The organism is Kaistia defluvii, assembly GCF_040548815.1.
Classification (GTDB): Bacteria; Pseudomonadota; Alphaproteobacteria; order Rhizobiales; family Kaistiaceae; genus Kaistia; species Kaistia defluvii_A.
In genome coordinates this window covers 1252864-1271751 of the sequence record NZ_JBEPSM010000001.1, presented here as the reverse complement: position 1 = coordinate 1271751, position 18888 = coordinate 1252864, and the positions used below count along the sequence as shown (strand labels likewise).

Annotated in this window: 16 protein-coding genes and 1 pseudogene; 9 read left to right on the top strand and 8 right to left on the bottom strand. The window is 64.7% G+C overall.

The window, feature by feature from the left end:
- Positions 1-229: 229 nt before the first annotated feature.
- The gene (locus ABIE08_RS06000; protein ID WP_354549442.1) at positions 230-1105 is read left to right on the top strand and encodes an aldose 1-epimerase; all 876 of its coding nucleotides are present in this window, start codon (positions 230-232) and stop codon (positions 1103-1105) included.
- 135 nt (positions 1106-1240) lie between these two features.
- A pseudogene (locus tag ABIE08_RS05995) lies at positions 1241-2205 on the top strand (DUF4917 family protein).
- A 365-nt stretch (positions 2206-2570) separates the two neighbouring features.
- Here the strand turns inward: ABIE08_RS05995 and ABIE08_RS05990 are convergent.
- The 6 genes from ABIE08_RS05990 to pgi all read right to left on the bottom strand — a co-directional run bounded on the left by ABIE08_RS05990 (position 2571) and on the right by pgi (position 10099).
- Entirely contained in the window at positions 2571-2939 is a 369-nt protein-coding gene (locus tag ABIE08_RS05990) for a VOC family protein (protein WP_354549440.1), read from the bottom strand.
- Positions 2940-3090: 151 nt separating this feature from the next.
- On the bottom strand, positions 3091-3867 hold the full coding sequence (locus ABIE08_RS05985; protein WP_354549439.1) for an SDR family NAD(P)-dependent oxidoreductase: 777 nt from the start codon (positions 3865-3867) through the stop codon (positions 3091-3093).
- A complete protein-coding gene (locus tag ABIE08_RS05980) occupies positions 3867-5444 on the bottom strand; it encodes a sugar ABC transporter ATP-binding protein (RefSeq protein WP_354549438.1) in 1578 nt (525 codons plus the stop codon). The genes ABIE08_RS05985 and ABIE08_RS05980 overlap by 1 nt, the downstream gene beginning before the upstream one ends.
- Before the next feature lie 244 nt (positions 5445-5688).
- Complete coding sequence (locus tag ABIE08_RS05975) at positions 5689-6666, bottom strand: sugar ABC transporter substrate-binding protein (RefSeq protein WP_354549436.1); 978 nt, start codon at positions 6664-6666, stop codon at positions 5689-5691.
- Positions 6667-6749: 83 nt separating this feature from the next.
- Positions 6750-7814: an ABC transporter permease gene (locus ABIE08_RS05970; RefSeq protein WP_354549435.1), complete on the bottom strand. Its 1065-nt coding sequence runs from the start codon at positions 7812-7814 to the stop codon at positions 6750-6752.
- 632 nt (positions 7815-8446) lie between these two features.
- On the bottom strand, positions 8447-10099 hold the full coding sequence (gene pgi, locus ABIE08_RS05965) for a glucose-6-phosphate isomerase (RefSeq protein WP_354549434.1): 1653 nt from the start codon (positions 10097-10099) through the stop codon (positions 8447-8449).
- Between the two features lie 212 nt (positions 10100-10311).
- Here pgi and ABIE08_RS05960 point away from each other — a divergent pair, with 212 nt between their 5' ends.
- Positions 10312-11595: an ROK family protein gene (locus tag ABIE08_RS05960; RefSeq protein WP_354549432.1), complete on the top strand. Its 1284-nt coding sequence runs from the start codon at positions 10312-10314 to the stop codon at positions 11593-11595.
- 4 nt (positions 11596-11599) lie between these two features.
- Here the strand turns inward: ABIE08_RS05960 and ABIE08_RS05955 are convergent, their stop codons facing one another.
- Positions 11600-12763, bottom strand: a complete 1164-nt coding sequence (locus ABIE08_RS05955; protein WP_354549431.1) for a pyridoxal phosphate-dependent aminotransferase — start codon at positions 12761-12763, stop codon at positions 11600-11602.
- A 147-nt stretch (positions 12764-12910) separates the two neighbouring features.
- Between ABIE08_RS05955 and ABIE08_RS05950 the strand changes: the two genes are divergently transcribed.
- The 6 genes from ABIE08_RS05950 (at position 12911) to aat (ending at position 18385) form a co-directional block, all read left to right on the top strand.
- Complete coding sequence (locus tag ABIE08_RS05950) at positions 12911-14299, top strand: M48 family metalloprotease (protein WP_354549429.1); 1389 nt, start codon at positions 12911-12913, stop codon at positions 14297-14299.
- Positions 14300-14361: 62 nt separating this feature from the next.
- Positions 14362-15120, top strand: a complete 759-nt coding sequence (locus ABIE08_RS05945) for a DsbA family protein (protein WP_354549428.1) — start codon at positions 14362-14364, stop codon at positions 15118-15120.
- 137 nt (positions 15121-15257) lie between these two features.
- Entirely contained in the window at positions 15258-15695 is a 438-nt protein-coding gene (gene aroQ, locus ABIE08_RS05940) for a type II 3-dehydroquinate dehydratase (protein WP_354549427.1), read from the top strand.
- Between the two features lie 36 nt (positions 15696-15731).
- Positions 15732-16193, top strand: a complete 462-nt coding sequence (gene accB, locus ABIE08_RS05935; RefSeq protein ID WP_354549425.1) for an acetyl-CoA carboxylase biotin carboxyl carrier protein — start codon at positions 15732-15734, stop codon at positions 16191-16193.
- 14 nt (positions 16194-16207) lie between these two features.
- Positions 16208-17551 (top strand): acetyl-CoA carboxylase biotin carboxylase subunit, encoded by a 1344-nt coding sequence (gene accC, locus ABIE08_RS05930; protein ID WP_354551598.1) that lies wholly within the window; start codon positions 16208-16210, stop codon positions 17549-17551.
- 156 nt (positions 17552-17707) lie between these two features.
- A complete protein-coding gene (gene aat, locus ABIE08_RS05925; protein ID WP_354549424.1) occupies positions 17708-18385 on the top strand; it encodes a leucyl/phenylalanyl-tRNA--protein transferase in 678 nt (225 codons plus the stop codon).
- Here the strand turns inward: aat and ABIE08_RS05920 are convergent.
- Positions 18322-18744, bottom strand: coding sequence for a DUF2155 domain-containing protein (locus ABIE08_RS05920; RefSeq protein ID WP_354549423.1), 423 nt, complete (start codon positions 18742-18744; stop codon positions 18322-18324). The two genes, aat and ABIE08_RS05920, sit on opposite strands and share 64 nt — an antisense overlap.
- Positions 18745-18888 lie beyond the last annotated feature (144 nt).

The following is an 18888-nucleotide window of genomic DNA, read 5'->3' as shown; positions in this document are numbered from 1 at the left end:
GCCTTTGGGCTTGGGAATCATATGGATAGGGCCGGGCGACAGATCCTCCTGATCAAGCTCCGCCGGCCATCCCACCCTCCCCGTCATCCCTGCGCAAGCAGGAATCCACCCTTCCGCAACCCGGCACCTCGCCAAAACCTCGGGACCGAGCCGCGTGAGAGACGGCACCACCTTCCGCCCGCGCCCGCGCCGGGCAACAATGCGGCGAGCCAACAGGAAACGCGCCAGAATGATCGAACTTGCCGCCGGTGACCTCAGCCTGACGCTGGCCCCGCAAATCGGCGGCAGCATCGCCGCGTTCCGAAAGGCCGGTATCGACATCTTTCGCCCGCTCTCGGCCGAGCGCGCTGATGCCGGTGACGTGCTCGGCGTCGGTTCGTTCCCGATGCTACCCTATGCCAACCGCATCGACGGCAACCAGTTCACCTTCGATGGCGTCACGTATCGCTTCGGGCCCAACAACGGCGCCGAGCGCTTCAACGTGCATGGCACCGGCTGGCAGTCGGAATGGCAGGTCGAGGACGCGTCCAGCACCTCGGCGCTGCTGACGCTGGAGCGCCGCGTCGCCGGTGAGCCGTTCCTCTACCGCGCGACCCAGCGCTTTGCGCTCTCGCGCGAGGGGCTGACGCTGACGACGAGCCTGCAAAACCTCGGCCCCGTCCGCATGCCGTTCGGCTTCGGCCATCACCCCTGGTTCGAGCGCGACGCGGATACGCAGCTTCGCTTCAAGGCGAGCCATTTCTGGCTCGAAGCCCCGGACGGCGTCGCCGGCTCGCGCATCTCGCTGCCGCCCGAACTCGATTTTTCAAACGGCGCGCCGCTGCCAAGCCATTGGCGCAACAACAATTACTCCGGCTGGGACGGCGTCGCCGAACTTTGCTTTCCCACGCGCGGCCTGACGCTGACGATCGAGGCCGATCCGATCTTCGAAAACCTGATGCTCTACGCCGACCCGAAGCAGAGCTTCTTCTGCCTGGAACCGCAAACGAACGTCCCATGTGCCGTGAACAAGCTGGAGGCCGGGGAGGATGGGCTTAGGCTGGTCGTCCTCAAGCCGGGCGAGGCGATGGCGGGGGTGGTAAGATTTGGGGTGAGGTCAGACTAAAGGTGACGCGCCTACTTACTTCATGCTCATACATCAAGCCTAGGCTTACCTTGTCTGTTATTTTCCGAAGAGACCCGCGAGGTGCATCTAGGGTAGAGTGGATTAGGTTGATTCTCGTCCGCGTTGAGGGGGCTTATGATGTTGTCGTTTGAGGCTGCAATCGATAAAACTTCTGGTAAGCAACGTTCACTCTTGATTGGAAATGGTTTTTCGTCGAAGTATTTTGACTACAGGAGCTTGCTGGATCATACCGACTTGACGGCTACTGAGCCTCTACGTGAGCTATTCGGTGCTCATGATACCTATGACTTCGAAATTGTTATTCGGTCGTTAGAGGAATCCGCCAAGGTCGAAGATGTATATGGAAATTCTGCGCAGGCAGACCATTTCCGCATGGAGGCTCAGAGGTTGCGAGAGCAACTGGTTCACGCAATCAGAACGACGCATCCCACTCATCGAGAAGATCTTGAGAAGTATTTTGTCAAGAGCCGTGAATTTCTAGACAAATTTGGCATGTATTTACGCTCAATTACGATCTTTTATTGTATTGGATTCAGCTTGATACCAAATCTTATACTGACGGGTTTGGTAAGGCCAAGGAAGAGGCTGGATTTAGGAAGTCTTACGACCCAACTGCGTATTGTAATACGTTTAATCTTCATGGTGGTCTGCATCTATTTTTAGGGTATGTCGGTGATCTTCATAAGAGGGTCAAGGGAGCCTCAGGGATAATCGATGCAATTGCGGATACCATCACCCGCGAAAAGCGTTTGCCACTTTATGTTGCGGAGGGTACTTCCCGGGCCAAATTGGCAAAGATCAATTCCGTGCCGTATTTGCGGCACTGCTACGAGAAATTGATGGCGTGCACGGGAAACGTCTTTGTCTTCGGTCACTCAGCTTCCGCGAATGATGCTCATATATACTCAGCTTTGTTTGGGTCCAAAATTGAGGTTCTGTATTTTGGAGTATATAAGCCGACCGATGAGTCGGTGAGGCTTATTGAGTCGCAGTTGTCGATGTTTCAGAAGCTTCACAAAAGAAAAGTGGATTATGTTCTTTATGATGCTGGCAGTGCCAATGTCTGGGGAGACTTGTAGCCGTGTAGAGTAGAGAGCGGGAATTGGAACTCTCAGGCTAGAAGTGGCTATCGTGTTGCCAAAAAATGCTCCCATCGTTCGGTCTTGGCCCAAGGAGTAATCCAGACGCATCGAGATCATACCGGTCGTCGCTGGCGAGGCCGTATGATCCCCTGCGTTCACAAATAAAGTGCAACACCAGCTAAGGTGTTGCGATGGGACGAGAGTATACTCAGCGTGAGTGCGCTTCTCGTGACGAGGGACATGTCGTCGGAGATTGGGAAGGTGGTGGCCCGGCGAGTTCGGACGGGTCGCTGACGCGCAGCTCCTTGCGCTCGTCGATGCAGAGCCCCGCCGCGGCGCTCTTTTTCTCTACCCTCGAACACTCAGGTGTTTCCCACCTTCCGTCCTCTGATCCCGATACAATTCCCCCATGGATCGCGAAACTGCGCCATCCATTCGGCGGCGTCGATTTCCATCGGGCCGCGATAGAGCTTTGCGCCGACCGATTTGAAATGGGTTAGCGCGCGGTCGAAATCCGCGACAGCCCAATAGACCACCGAGCCGGCGGCGCCGCTTGGCACCTTTTCGTCGGCCTGGACCAGTTCCAGTTGCAGCCCGCCAATGGCGAGATAGCGGAACCCGGAGGGCTGGCTGGTCTCGATCCGCGCTTCGGGGAAGGCGTTTGCGTACCACGCGAGGCCCGCTTCCGGGTCGGCGACATGCACGAGAATGGCGGAAATGAAGTTCGTCACGGTCGGTCCCTCGCTGCGCCGGGCAGCGGGGTCCGATGTCGCAAAAGCGGCATGCAAGATCAACCGGCGGACACGCGGTATCGCGCCAGGCGCTTGAGCCGATTTGTTCGTGCGAACAAGCGCTTGCCGCGGTCGATCCCCGCGAAATCTCCTAAAGCAGCAGGGCCGTCAGCCCGCCATCCGCCGTAAAGGCGCTGCCCGTCACGAAGGACCCGTCGTCGGAGAGGAGAAAGCCGATCGCCCTGGCGAGTTCGGACGGGTCGGCGACGCGGGGCACTTTTCGTTCGTCGAAATAGAGCCCTGCCGCCTCGACTTTTTCCCGCGCATCGGGGGCGTCGCCGAGCGTCATGCGGGTCGCGACCGAGCCGACGATGACGGCGTTGACGCGAATACGGTCGACCGCATAGTCGAGCGCCATCTGCTTCGACAGGCCGACCACGGCCGCCTTGGTCGCGGCATAGGCGGGTACGCCGGGGACGGTGGCGATCGCGTGCACCGAGGCGAGGTTGACCACCGAGCCGCCGCCCGAGGCGCGGATCAGCGGCAGGGCGGCGCGGCAAACGCGAAAAATCGCGGTCAGGTTGACGGCGACGGTGAGTTCCCATTCGGCGTCGGTGACGTCCTCCAGCCGCTTGCCGGTGGCGTAGATCCCGGCGCAGTTGACGACGGCGTCGAGCCGGCCATGCTCGCGCTGGCAGGCGGCGACGGCGGTGCGCACCGCCGCGTCGTCGGTCAGGTCGACCTCGCGGAACGACAGCGGCAGGTTCTTCGCCGCATAGGTTTCGTCGAGCGCGCGGCCGGCCTCGCCGTCGAGGCCGATGCCGAAGACGCTGGCACCTTCGGCCACCAGATGTTCCGCCGTGGCGCGGCCGATGCCGGTCGCGGCGCCCGTGACGAGCACGATTTTGCCTGAGAAACGCCCGGCCATCAGGCGCGTCCCGCGCCGGCGGCGAGCGCCTGTTGCTGCAGGGCGGCCTGCGCCGCCGTGATCGAGCGCAGCACCTTGTCCTCGCTGCCCTCGCCACGCTGGAATTCGTCGACGATGCGGCCATCGGCCACCACCAGGCAGCGGTCGGCGAGGCCGATCACTTCCTCCAGTTCCGAGGCGACGACGATGAGCGCCACGCCCTTGTCGGCCAAGTCGACGATCAGCCGGTAGATCTCGTGCCGCGTGCCCGCGTCGACGCCCTTGGTAGGCTCGTCGAGAAGCAGCACGCGCGGCGCGCTCATCAGCACGCGGGCGAAGAGCAGCTTCTGCTGGTTGCCGCCGGAGAGATGGGCGACGGAGGCCTGCGGCGAGCGCGCCTTGACGTTGAGCGCCCGCATGGCGGCGAGCACGGCGCTCTTCTCGCGGCCCTCGCGCACCATGCCGTGGCTCGACAGCGGCGCCAGATTGCCGATGGTGATGTTGGCGCCGACGGGCAGGTTGAACAGCAGGCCGTCGCGCTTGCGGTCCTCAGTCAAGAGCGCCACGCCGGCGGCGCGCGCATCGCTGGAGCGCGCGATCGCGACCGGCTTGCCGTCGATCGCGATCGTGCCGGAGAAGGGGATGCGGCCATAGAGGGCATGCAGGATCTCGGTGCGGCCGGAGCCGAGCAGGCCGGCGAGGCCGAGGATTTCGCCGGGGCGCACATCGAACGAGACGCCGCTGACGCCTCGATTGACGCCGAAGCGGCCGGCGATCGAGAGGTCGCGCACCGAGAGCAAGGGCGGCGTTTCGGCCGGCGGGGCGACATGGTCGGGATACAGTCGCTGCAGCTTTTGTCCGGACATGGCGAAGATGAAGTGTTCCTCATCGAAATGCTCGCGGTCGATTTCGGCGGCGACGCGGCCATCGCGCAGCACGGTGGCGCGGTCGCAGATGGCCAAGACTTCCGGCAGGCGGTGGGTGATGAAGATCATCGTCTTGCCCTGCGCCTTCAGGCGGCGGAGCACCTGGAACAGCCGCTCGACCTCGACGCCGGAGAGCGAGGCGGTCGGCTCGTCCAGCATCAGCACGCGCGGCTTGAAGGAGAGGGCGCGGGCGATCATCACGAGGTGGCGCTGCGCCGAGGTGAGGCTCGCGACCAGCATGCGCGGGTCGATGGCAAGGCCCAGTTCCTCGAACAGGGCGCGGGCTTCCGCCTCCATCCGGCGGCGGCTGATGATCGGGCCACGGCCGAGGCCGGTATGGCCGGCAAAGACGTTTTCGGCGACCGAGAGCTGCTCCAGCACCTCGATTTCCTGCGGCACATAGCCGACGCCTTCGGCACGCGCCGCGGACGTCGAGGCGAAGGCTACCGGCTTGCCGTCGACGAGGATCTCGCCGGAATAGGAGCCTGCCTTGTGGACGCCGTTCAGGATCTTGACCAGGGTCGACTTGCCGGCGCCGTTCTGGCCCAGCAGCGCATGGATCTCGCCCGGATGGACGGCGAAATCGACGCCGCGCAACGCCTGCACGCCGGCAAAGCTCTTGACGATGGCGCGGGTCTGGATGACGGGCGGGGCGGTGGCTGGGTCGGTCATGATCGGTGTTCCCGAATGCTTTCTTTTACCTCTCCCTCAGGGAGAGTTCGACGCACGCAGTGCGGCGGGTGGGGGTACGGCCTCACCGGATAGGTCCCTAAACCCTCACCCGGAGCTTCGCTCCGACCTCTCCCTCAGGGAGAGGTGAGGGGAAGAAAGTCCCTCACCCAACCCTCTCCCGCACGCGGGAAAGGGCAAGGGAAGCGCCTCTCCCGTGCACGGGAGAGGGCCAAGCAGGCGTGCCTTACTGGCCGGCGCTGTCGAGCATCTTGTAGTAGGGCTCGAGGTCGGCGGCGGTGATGACCGAGGCCGGCAGCGGGTTCAGATACGGCACCGTCTTGCCTTCGGCGAGATCGTTGGCGAGCTGTGCGGTGAGCGCGCTCTCCTCGTAGAGCGGCTGCGCCACGACGCCATAGGCCGCGCCTGACTTCACGATGTCGAGGTTCTGGCGGATGTAATCCATGCCGATGATGACGAGCGGGCGATCGGCCTTGCGGGCGGCGCCCGACCAGGTCTGCGCGCCATTGCCCGTCGTCGAGAAGGCGGCGGTGACATCGGGATTGCCCTGGAGCAGGGCGACGGCCTTGCCCTCAGCGGCCGAGGGCTCGAAGCCTTCCATCTGGGTGTCGAGGATCTTAATGTCCGGATACTTCTCGGCCATCGTCTTGCGGAACGAGTCCGCCATGACGTTCTCCGTGTCGTTGGACGAGCCCTGCGTCAGCGCGATCACGCCCTTGCCGCCCATCTTCTCGCCCATCGATAGCGCCGCCGCCTTGCCGGCCGAGGGAATGTCCTCGCCCGTCGCGGCCTTCAGCCCGGGAACCGAGCCCTCGGGCGGCAGCACGTGCCAGGTGACGACGGGAAAGCCTTCCTTGCCGAGCTTGCCGATGAACGGGAAGATTTCAGGGCCGGGGCCATAGACGGCGATGGCGTCGAACTTGGTGCGCGCCATGGCCGCCTCGGCGAGCGGGATCGAGCCGGGTACGTCATAATTGGTGGCGCTCGGATTGCCGACGACTTCGCAGGTGTTGCCGAGTTCCTTGCACTTGTTGAGGAAGCCGGCCTGCATCAGTCGATGCACCGGATGGTCGCGCATCGGCTGCACCCAGAGGATGTTCTTGCCGGCGGCGAGGCCGGCATGGGGCAGGGCGGTGAGGCCGCCGGACATGGCGACGGTGGCGAGCAGCGCCGCCTTGGTCAGGCTGGAAAGGCTTGTCTTCATGGTAGTCCTCCCTCCGGATGGCCCGCCTTGTGGCGGGCCTTTTCGATCGATCGCGTCCCGTCCGGTCTTCTGGGGCCGGTTGCTCAGGATGGTTTTGTGCTCGTGGTGGTCGCCGGCGGCTCGGCCGGCGCGGCGCTGGAGCCGGCGATGAAATATCGGCGGCGCAGGATGTCGAGGCCGACGGCGAGCACCATGATCACGCCCACCGCGATCTGCTGCCAGTTGGCATTGACGCCGACCACGACGAGACCGCTGGTGACGACCTGCAGCAGCAGCACGCCGATCAGGCCGCCGGCCATGGTGCCGGCGCCGCCGAACAGGCTGACGCCGCCGACGACGACACCGGCAATGACGTTCAATTCCCAGCCGCTGCCGATCGAGGTGGTGCCGGAGGCAAGATCTGCCATGACGAACATGCCGGCGACCGCGGCGAGCGCGCCGACCGTCATGAAGGCGCCGATCTTGTAGCGGGCGGTATCGATGCCGACGAGGCGCGCGACTTCGGGATTGCCGCCGGTCGCATACATGTTGCGCCCGAGCACGGTGCGGCGGAGCACGAAATCGGCGATCAGCGCGGCGAGGATGAAGAAGACAAAGCTCCAGCCCAGCCCGAACAGGAAATCGGCATAACCGATATCGGTGATCACAGGCGGCAGCGGATAGACCGGGTAGCCGTTGGTGACGACCTGGATCAGCCCCTGGCCGATGAACAGCATGCCCAGCGTCTGGATGAAGGCGGGGATCTTCAGCTTGACCACGATCAGGCCGTTGACCAGCCCGATGCCGGCGCCAACGAGCACGCCGCCGATGAGCGCCAGCGGCACGGGCAGGGCAAGCGCCGTCATCAGCTTGGCGCTGCAGACCGCCGAGAGGCCGGCGACCGCGCCGACGGAAAGATCGAACTCGCCATTCACCAGCAGGATCGTCTGGCCGATGGCGATGATGCCGATGAACGAGACGACGCGCAGGATGGCGCGGATGTTGCGCTCCGACAGGAAGGCCGGCTCGATGATGTAGAAGAAGGCGACCAGCACGATCAGCGCGAGCAGCACGCCCACTTCGCCGACCGCGACAAACCGCGTCAGCCGATCGCGCAGGGCGCGGCCCGATCCCTCGAAGCCGGAATCCCGCTCAACGGTACGTTCCATGTTGTCCTCCCTTGCCGCCAGGTGCGCCCTCCTCGACGCGGTTCCCAGCGGGGCCCCCTCAGAACGGTGGAGGGGCCGGCTCACATAACATCATGCTATTATAATTTTATCAATGTGGGGATCGGGGTGTGGGGAAATATTCGGTGTGGGTTTTGGGCGAGGCGGAAAAGTGGATGGAGGCGGGGCGGGAAACGCGGGGCGCTTCGGCGTCTCGTGGGACGCTGGGCGGAGCGTCAGGGTGAGGACGAGCCGCGGATAGGAAGGGCGATAGCTGGGCAAATTGCGGCCGCATCGGTCGCCGGACCGTCAAAGCCCAGAACAAGCAAGACCCTCACCCCACCCTCTCCCGCAAGCGGGCGAGGGCTTTTCGGCCGGCGGCGGGGTGGCGCGGGAGTCTTCCTGGCCTTCAAGCAGTTGGATTTTCGAAGCGGGGATCTTCAAGCCTTCTGCTTTCAGAAGGATGCGGTCAGGCTGACGGGCCTCGATCGGCTCCCTCGCCCGCTTGCGGGAGAGGGGTGGGGCGAGGGGCTTCCTTGTCTCTCCATGCCACTCGCACAGCCGACATCGCCGGAATCAAAAAGTCCGGCGGAAGGCTTCCCGCCGGACTTCTATCTTTAGCGATCTTCGCGCGATCAGCGCAGGCTGGCGGCTGCCTTGATCAGGCCGGCCGTGGAGGAATCGCGCGACCCGGCGTCGGCGGTGCCGTCGACCATCGGCAGCAGCTGCATGGCGAGCTGCTTGCCGAGCTCGACGCCCCACTGGTCATAGGAATCGATGCCCCAGATCGCGCCCTGCACGAAGACCTGATGCTCGTAGAGCGCGATCAGGCGGCCGAGGGTGAAGGGATCAAGCGACTTGTAGAGGATGGTGTTGGACGGGCGGTTGCCCGGGAACGTCTTGTGCGGGGCGAGGCGCTCGACCTCGGTCGGCACCTTGCCCTCGGCGGCGAGTTCGGCGCGGGCCTCGTCGGTGGTACGGCCGCGCATCAGCGCTTCCGTCTGGGCAAAACAGTTGGCGAGCAGCAGGGCGTGATGGACCTTGTCCGTCTCATGCGCCGTCGCGGCGATCAGGAAATCGCAGGGGATGACGTCGGTGCCCTGGTGGATCAGCTGGTAGAAGGCGTGCTGGCCGTTGGTGCCGGGTTCGCCCCAGACGAGCGGGCCGGTGGCGAGCGTTACCGGGGCGCCTTCCAGCGTCACGCGCTTGCCGTTCGATTCCATGTCGAGCTGCTGCAGATAGGCCGCGAAGCGCTCCAGCCGCTGGTCGTAGGGAAGCACCGCCTTGGCCGGGAAACCGAGGATGTTGCGGTTCCAGATGCCGATCAGCGCCAGCAGAACCGGCAGGTTCTTGTCGAGCGGGGCGGTGCGGAAATGCTGGTCCATCGCATGGGCGCCGGACAGGAACTGGCGGAAATCGTCGGCGCCGATCGCGATCATCACCGGCAGGCCGATCGCCGACCAGACGGAGTAGCGGCCGCCGACCCAGTCCCAGAAGCCGAAGGTGCGGCTTTCGTCGATGCCGAAGGCATTGACCTTGTCGAGCGCCGTGGACATGGCGGCGAAATGCGCGCCGACCGCCTCTTCGCCCAGCGCCGCGACGATCCAGGCCCGCGCCGTGGCGGCATTGGTCATCGTCTCGATGGTGGTGAAGGTCTTGGAGGCGACCAGGAACAGCGTCGTCGCCGGGTCGAGGCCTTCCAGCGTATCGTGGATATGCGCGCCGTCGACATTGGAGACGAAGTGCAGGCGCGGGCCGTCGTGATAGGGGCTCAGCGCGCGCGTCACCATGGCCGGGCCAAGGTCGGAGCCGCCAATGCCGATATTGACGACGTCGGTGAAGCGGCCGCCGGTGCCGGCGATCGAGCCGTCGCGAATGCCTTCGGCGAAGGCCGACATGGCCGCGAGGACGGATTGCACGTCATCCACGACATTCTTGCCGTCGACGATGTAGCTTTCGCCCGGCGTGGCGCGCAGCGCCACATGCAGGACGGCGCGGTTTTCGGTGACGTTGATCTTCTCGCCCGCGAACATCGCATCGCGACGCTCCTCAACGCCGGCGATGCGGGCAAGGTCAAGCAGCGCGACGACCGCGGCCGTGTCGATGCGGTTCTTCGAATAATCGAGCAGCATGCCGTCCACGCTGGCCGAAAGACGGCTGAAACGCGCGGGATCGGCGGCGAACATCTCGCGCATGCTCTGCGCTTCGACGCGGTCGCGCTGCTCGCGGAGAGCGGCAAAGGCATTGCTGATAGCGGCCGCCGTAGCGGCGGTTCGGGCGACGGTCATGCGTGGACGTCCTTCGAAGCGATGGGCCTACGGGGCTGACGACGACATACGACGGGAGCCCCGCTGCGGCAAGTGTGGCCTCCCCGATGCGGGGAAGACATCACAGCGCCATTCTCACATGCAAAATTTGGTATTCATAGCTGACGTAGCGCCACCAATTACGCTTGGAAATCAATAATCGATACACCATGCTGCGGGCGCGGAGGAGAATCGTGCAGAGCAAAGCCGACACTGAACTAGTGCGTCGCCAGAACCGTGGTCTCGTTCTCGGGGCGCTTCGTCGTGCCGGGCCGTTGGCGCGTGTCGAGCTTGGCCGCGAGACGGGGCTGAGCCCCGCGACGATCTCCGCCATTACCGGGGATCTCCTGGCCGAACATATCCTGGTGACCGCCGATATCGACGAGCGCGCCGAGCGGCCGCTCGGCCGAGGCCGGCCGCGTGTGGCGCTGACGCTGAACGACGAGGCCGCCTATGTGCTGGGCGTCAAGATCTCGCTCCATTCGGTGACGCTGTTGCTCAGCGACTATTCCGGCCATCTGCGCGACAGCCGGCATTACGCGATTTCGACGATGGGCGCTGATTCGCGCAGCTTCGTGCCGCGGCTGATCGATTGCATCCGCGGCTATCTCGCGGACCGGGACATTCCGCCTTCGCGCGTGTCCGAGATTTCGATCGCCATTCCCGGCACCACCGACGAGACGACCGGCACGCTGCTGTGGAGCCCGACCGTCGACGTGGATGTCGGGCCGATCCCTGGGCCGGTGAGCGAGGCGCTCGGCATCCGCGCCTCGATGACCAACGACGTCAACATGATGGCGCAGGCGCTGCATTCGCGCGATCCCATCCGTTTCGGCGGCACCTTCGCCACCATCTTCATCGCCTATGGCGTCGGCATGGGGCTCTATATCAATGGCCGGCTGTTCACCGGCGCCTATGGCTCCGGCGCCGAATTCGGCCACGCCAACCACATGCCGGGCGGGGCGCTCTGCCGCTGCGGCCGTCGTGGCTGCGTCGAGGCCTATGTCGCCGATTATGCGATCTACCGCGCGGTCGAAAATCTCGCTCCCGACGTGTCGCCGACCGATATCGATCCCGACGCCGAGACGATGCACCGGCTCGAGGAGCGGGCGCGCGCCGGCGAGGATCGCGTGCGGATGGCCTATCACCAGGCCGGCCTGGCGCTCGGCTACGGCCTGTCGCGGCTGATCGCGCTGCTCAATCCGCAGCGCGTCGCCTTCACCGGGCGCGGCGTCGCCGCCTTCGACCTGATGGAAGCCGGATTCCGCGCCGGACTCGACGAGGGACTGGTAGGCGAACTCGCCCGCATGACCGAGATCGAGGTGTTTTCCGCCGAGGACGATCTCGTCGATGTCGGCATTCTGGCCGGCGCGATGCAGCGGCTCGACCGCGAGGTCTTTGCCAGCTCGGATCACGATCCGGTGGTGCTGCCGAAGCCGGCGGCGCCCGTGCGCGAGCCCGCCGACCTCAAGGTCTGATCGCTCAGGCGAGCCAGTTTTCCAGACGCTCCGCTGCCTCGGCGATTTCCGCCGTGGCGCCGGCGAAGGAAAAGCGGATATGCGCGTGGCCGTGCACGCGGTCGAAATCCGCGCCCGGCGTCGCCGAGATCCCGGCCTCGGCCAACATCTTCTGCGCGAAATCGGCGGAATCGTTCGAGAAGCGCCGCACCGAGGCGTAGATGTAGAAGGCGCCATCGACGGGGAAGTAATCGTCGAAGCCGATCTTCGGCAGTTTTTCGAGCAACAGCTTGCGATTGGCGGCATAGCCGGCCTTGATCGCCTCGAGTTCCTCGATCGCGTCGAAGGCGGCGATCGCGGCGCGCTGCGACAGGTCGGGCGCGGAGATGTAGAGGCTCTGGCCGATCCGCTCGACCGGGCGCACGAGGATTTCCGGCAGCACCATCCAGCCGATGCGCCAGCCGGTCATGCAGTAATATTTCGAGAACGAGTTGATGACGATGGCGCGGTCGGTGGTGGCAAGCGCCGTCTCGGCGACGCCGTCATAGACGAGGCCGTGATAGATCTCGTCCGAGATGAAGCGGATGCCGAGTTCGTCGGCGGCGCGGATGAGGGCCGCGAGCGCGTCAGGCGTCATCATCGTGCCGGTCGGGTTGCCGGGGCTGGCGACCAGGATGCCGGCCAGTGGCTTTTCCGCATGCACGCGCTCCAGCATGGCCGGCGTGATCGCGTGACGGGTGTCGGCCGTGGTTTCGATCTCCAGGACCTCCAGGCCGAGCGCGGCGAGGATGTTGCGATAGGCGGGATAGCCGGGAGAGGCGATGGCGACCCGGTCGCCAGCATCGAAGGCGGCCAGGAAGGCTAGGTTGAAGCCGGCCGAAGAGCCGGTCGTGATCGCGATCCGCGAGGCGGGGATCTCGATGCCGTGCGTATCGGCATAATATTGCGCGATGCGCTCGCGCAGCGGCCGCCAGCCGAGCGCTTCCGTATAGCCGATGCGGCCGCTATCGAGCGCCGCGCGGGCCGCGTCGAGCACGGGCTTCGGGGCCGACGCGCCGGGTTCGCCGATCTCCATGCGGACGATGCGCTCGCCCTTGGCGATTCGCGCAAACGCCGCCGACATCACATCCATCGCGATGAAGGGAGCGACGGCGCTGCGGCGCGATGGCGGGCGATCGGAAGGCGTCATGGCAGGCTGTTCCATCCGGGGGATTAAAAGTCTTGCTATCGCCCCATTTTCTGCGCATCCGTCCAAGGGGGATGCTGCTGGCGCGAGCGCGAGGCGGCTTCATACAATTCGCCAGCCGTGAGGGAAAGGCTGGAGGAGGGGCGATCCGTGACGAATTCGATCCAGCGCGTGGTGCGGGGCCTTGTGGGTGGGATGATCGGCATCGCCATGCTGGCGCCGCTTGCCGTCGGCCCGGCCGAGGCCCAGTCGAGGCCGGCCCTGGTGCGCGACGCGGAAACCGAGGCGCTGATCCAGGACTACCTGCGGCCGATCTACAAGGCTGCCGGCCTTCGCGCGACGTCGGTCGAGCTCTACCTGGTCAACAATCCGTCCTTCAACGCCTTCGTCGCCTCCGGCGACAAGATCTTCGTCAACACGGGCGCCATCATCGATTCGAAGACGCCGAACGAACTGATCGGCGTGCTGGCGCATGAAACCGGGCATCTCGCCGGCAACCACCAGATCCAGCTTCGCCAGCAGCTCGAGACCGCCAAGACGATGGCTCTGATCGGCAGCGTGGTCGGCATGGGTGCCGCGATCGCGGGCGCGGCCTCCGGCTCCGGCGACGCGGCGCGCGCGGGCGGAGGCATCGCGATGGGCTCGAACGAGATGGTCCGGCGCGGCCTGCTCGCCTATCAGCGCTCGGAGGAGATGGCGGCCGACCGTTCCGCGCTCACCTATCTCGACAAGAGCGGCCAGTCCGCCAAGGGCATGATCACGACGTTCCAGCGCTTCGCCGACAACACGCTGTTCTCCAGCCAGGGCGCCAATCCCTATCTGCAGAGCCACCCGATGCCGAACGAGCGCATCGACCTGATCGAGAGCGCGGCGAAGAAGAGCAAGTTCTACAACACCAAGGATTCGCCGGAGCTGCAGTCGCGGCACGACATGGTGCGGGCCAAGCTCTCGGCCTTCTCCGAGGATTCGATGCTGGTGATGCGGCGCTATCCGCCCTCCGACACCTCCATGCCGGCGCGCTATGCCCGCGCCATCCTCGCCTATCGAACCGGCAATTCCCGCAACGCCATCGACCAGATCGGGGCGCTGATCAAGTCGCGGCCCAACTTCCCCTATTTCTACGAGCTGCAGGGCCAGGTGCTGCTGGAAGCCGGCCGCGCCAAGGAGGCCGTCGCGCCCTTGCGCAAGGCCGTTGCGGCGGCGCCGAAATCGGGACTGCTGCGCATCATGCTCGGCCAGGCGCTCGTCGAGGTGGGCGATCCCAAGTCGGTCGACGAGGCGGTGAAGAACCTCACCATCGGCCTGCAGACCGATCCGGACATGCCGATCGGCCATCGCAGCCTGGCGCGCGCCTATGCGCTGCGGGGCGACATCGCCATGGCCGATCTCGCCACCGCTCAAGGCGAGTTCGCCGAGGGCAAGTTCCGCGAAGCCAAGTCCCGCGCCAAGCGCGTGCAGAGCCAATTCAAGACCGGTTCGCCGGCCTGGCTTCGTGCCGACGACATTCTGTCCTATACACCGCCTTCGAAGACGAAATGATCCGTTCCGCCTGCCGATCGCCCCGCGCGATCTCTAAGGCCCGACGCAAACAGGTGATTGCCATGTCGAGACCCTTCTTCGCAGCGGCCTTCGCCGCGATCGCGCTGACTGCCGCCGTTCCGGTTCAGGCAGCCAGCTTCTCCGAGAGCCAGCAGGCCGAGATCGGCGATCTGGTGAAGGACTATCTGATGAAGAACCCGGAAGTGATCCGGGACGCGATGGAAGAACTCCAGCGCAAGGAACAGGCCGCGGAAGCCGAGGCGCGCAAGAGCGGCGTCGCCAAATATGCCGACCAGCTGTTCAATTCGCCGCGCCATGTCGTGCTGGGCAATCCCAAGGGCGACGTCACGCTGGTCGAGTTCTTCGATTACAATTGCGGCTACTGCAAGCGCGCCCATGCCGACATGCAGAAGCTGCTCGACGAGGACAAGGGCCTCCGCGTCATCCTGAAGGAGTTCCCGGTGCTGGGGCAGGGGTCGGAAGAGGCCGCCCAGGTTGCGATCAGCGTCAACAAGGTCGCGCCCGAGAAGTACAAGGCCTTCTATGACGAGTTGCTGATGAGCCGGGGCGCGGTCGACGGCGCGCGGGCGCTGGCGGTTGCGGCCGATATCGGTCTCGACAAGGCCGCAATCCAGGCGCACCTCAAGGATCCGGAAGTCGCGGCCACCATCAATGAATCCTATGGGCTGGCCCAGGCTCTCGGCATCAACGGCACGCCGTCCTACGTCCTGCAGAACGACGTGGTGGTCGGCGCGGTTGGGTATGACGCGCTGAAGGAGAAGATCAAATCCGTGCGCGCCTGCGGTTCGGTGACGTGCTGACCGGCGGGTCAAGATTCATGGGACAGGATTCCCGAGGCGAGAGTTTCGGGGCTTTTCCTTTATTCCTCGACCCCCTATAACCTGCCAACCTCGCCGCAAGGGTCCGTCCTTGCAGGGCCCTCGGTAGAAAATCATCGATGACAGCAGCAATTCTCGTTCTCAATGGTCCCAACCTCAATATGCTCGGCAAGCGGGAGCCCGGTGTCTATGGCTCCAAGACGCTTGGTGAGATCGAGGCGGATACCAAGGCCGCCGGCGAGCGGCTGGGCATGGCGGTCGATTTTCGCCAATCCAACCATGAGGGAATGCTGATCGATTGGATTCACGAGGCACTCGGACGGTTCCGGGGCATCGTGATCAATCCGGGCGCCTATACGCATACGTCGATCGCCCTGCACGACGCGATTCGCGCCGTCGGGCTCCCCACGATCGAACTGCATCTTTCCAATGTCTTCGCGCGCGAAGACTTCCGGCATCATTCCTATGTTTCCCCTGTCGCCGCCGGCGTGATCTGCGGTTTTGGAGCCGCGGGCTACGGGTTGGCGCTTCAAGCGCTGCAACCGCTCGTCGAGTGAGTGAGGGGGAACGGTCTCAATGAAAGAACAAAGGGCATGACGAGCAAAAATTCGACGATCGATCAGGACCTGATCCGGCAGCTTGCGCTGCTGCTGACGGAGACGGATCTCACCGAGATCGAAGTCGAGCACGAGGATCTGCGGATCCGCGTCGCGCGCAACATTACCGTCGCTCCCGCTGCCTACCAGGTTGCCGCTCCGATGGCCGCCGCGGCAGCCCCGGCCGCGGCCGCTGCGCCGGTTGAAGTCAGCCTGGCCGGCCACCCCGGCATCGTTCCCTCGCCGATGGTCGGCACCGCCTACCGCTCGCCCGAGCCCGGCGCCAAGACCTTCATCGAGATCGGCGATACGGTCCGCGAGGGCCAGACGCTCCTCATCGTCGAAGCGATGAAGACGATGAACCAGATTCCGTCGCCGCGTTCCGGCGTCGTGAAGGCCATCATGGTCGAGGACGGCCAGCCGGTTGAGTATGGCGAACCGCTCCTGATCATCGAATGAGCGCCGTGGTGCCGATGTTCAACAAGATCCTGATTGCCAATCGCGGTGAAATTGCCCTTCGCATCCTGCGCGCCTGCAAGGAGCTCGGGATTCAGACCGTCGCCGCGCATTCGACGGCTGACGCGGATGCCATGCATGTCCGCCTCGCGGACGAGAGCGTCTGCATCGGCCCGCCGCCCGCGCGCGACAGCTATCTGAACATTCCCTCGCTGCTCGCAGCCTGCGAGATCACGGGCGCCGACGCCATTCATCCCGGCTACGGCTTCCTGTCCGAAAATGCGCGTTTCGCCGAGATCCTCGAAGCGCACAACCTGACCTTCATCGGACCGAAGTCCGAGCACATCCGCATCATGGGCGACAAGATCGAGGCGAAGCGCACCGCGCAGCGCCTGGGCATTCCCGTCGTTCCGGGTTCGGATGGCGCGCTCAAGGACGAGGCCGACGCGATCCGCAACGGCGCCAAGATCGGCTATCCCGTGCTGATCAAGGCATCGTCCGGCGGCGGTGGCCGCGGCATGAAGGTGGCGCGTTCGGAGGCCGATGTCGTCATCGCCTTCCAGACCGCGCGGTCCGAGGCGAAGGCCGCCTTCGGCGACGACGCCGTCTACATGGAAAAGTACCTCGAAAAGCCCCGCCACATCGAGATCCAGATTCTCGGTGACGGCAAGGGCTATGCCGTGCATCTGGGTGAGCGCGACTGCTCGCTGCAGCGCCGGCACCAGAAGGTCTGGGAAGAGGCGGGTTCGCCGGCCCTCAACGCCGAGGAGCGCGACAAGATCGGCGCCGTCTGCGCCAAGGCCGTCGCCGATCTCGGCTATTCCGGCGCGGGCACGATCGAGTTTCTCTACGAGGATGGCGAGTTCTATTTCATCGAGATGAACACGCGCCTGCAGGTGGAGCATCCGGTCACGGAAGCCGTCACAGGTATCGATCTGGTCAACGAGCAGATCCGTATCGCCGCCGGCAGCGGTCTGTCCTTCCGGCAGGAAGACGTGACGTTCGAGGGCCATGCCATCGAATGCCGCATCAATGCCGAGGACCCGCGCACCTTCGCGCCGTCGCCGGGCAAGATCACCTACTACCATCCGCCGGGCGGCCTCGGCGTTCGCGTCGATTCCGGCGTCTATCAGGGCTACAAGATCCCGCCCTATTACGACAGCCTGATCGGCAAGCTGATCGTGCATGGACGCAACCGTGTCGAATGCATGATGCGGCTGCGCCGCGCGCTCGACGAGTTTGTCGTCGACGGCATCCACACCACGATCCCGCTCTTCCGCCAGCTGGTGGACGACCAGGACATCGCCGATGGCCGCTACGACATCCATTGGCTCGAGAAGAAGCTGGCTGTGGACCAATAGGTCCAGGGTGACATCCCCCTTTGAGGCAGCACGGGAACATGACAATGTTCCCGTGCTCTTCCAAGGAGGGGGCACGATGCGCTGGATTCGGTCAGCCAATACGCAGAGAGCCGCGATTGATCCGGCCCGTCTCGAGCGCGATCCGAGGATTGCGTGATGGCCCGCAAGTCGGACCGCTTCCCCGAAATTACGCCTGAAATCCTGCTGAAGGCCTATGCGTCCGGCATCTTCCCGATGTCCGACTCGGCCGATGATCCCGGCCTCTACTGGATCGAACCCGAAAGCCGCGGCATCTTCCCGCTCGAGACGTTCCACGTCCCGCGCCGGCTCGCGCGCACCATGCGCCACCAGCCCTACGAGATCCGCATCGATTCGGACTTCGACGGCGTGATCGCGGGCTGCGCCGGCAATGCCGATACGCCCTATCGCGACAAGACCTGGATCAACCAGCGCATCCGCACGCTCTATCACGAGCTGTTCATGCTCGGATATTGCCACACGGTCGAGGCCTGGCAGGATGGCAAGCTGGTGGGCGGGCTCTATGGCGTGCGGCTACGCGGCGCCTTCTTCGGCGAGAGCATGTTCAGCCACGCGCGCGATGCGTCGAAGATCGCGCTCGTCTATCTCGTCGCGCGGCTGAAGGCGGGCGGTTTCACCCTGCTCGACGCCCAGTTCACCACCGAGCATCTCTCGCAATTCGGCGCGGTCGAGGTCGACCGGACGGAATATCACCGCCGGCTCGACCTGGCGCTGGAGGGGGACGGCGAGTTCTACGGCTTGGACGGGCGCGCGACCGTTGACGAAGTCTTGCAGTTGGCCAGCCAGACGTCATAGACGGCGTGGTCGACGGCGTGCAGGCCGGGGCTATCGGCGAACATCCAGCCCGTGAAGATCCGGCGCACCTTGCGGTTCAGCGTGATCTCGTCGACCTCGACGAAAGAGTCGGTCTGTGGCGGCTCGGTCGGCGGGCGCGAATAGCAGACCCGCGGCGTGACCTGGAGCGCGCCGAACTGCACCGTCTCGTCCATGTAGACGTCGAAGGTGATGATCCGGCCGGTGATCTTGTCGAGGCCCGCGAATTCGGCGATCGGATTGGTGATCCGCTCCGCGTGGGCAGGCGAGCCGACGAAGAGAGAGGCCAGGGCCGCCACGGCAAGAGCCGGGCCGCTGCGTCGTGAAATGAAACGTGTCATGGGATTCCGATGATGACCTCTGCACCGCCGGTAGGGTGCTTAACACGCGATTCCGGCGGGGAAAAGGCGTTGTGCGCATACCAGTCCACCGACACGCCCCGGCCGTCAACCGAATAAGGCCGCTGGCCCCCGCCGAAAGCCGTC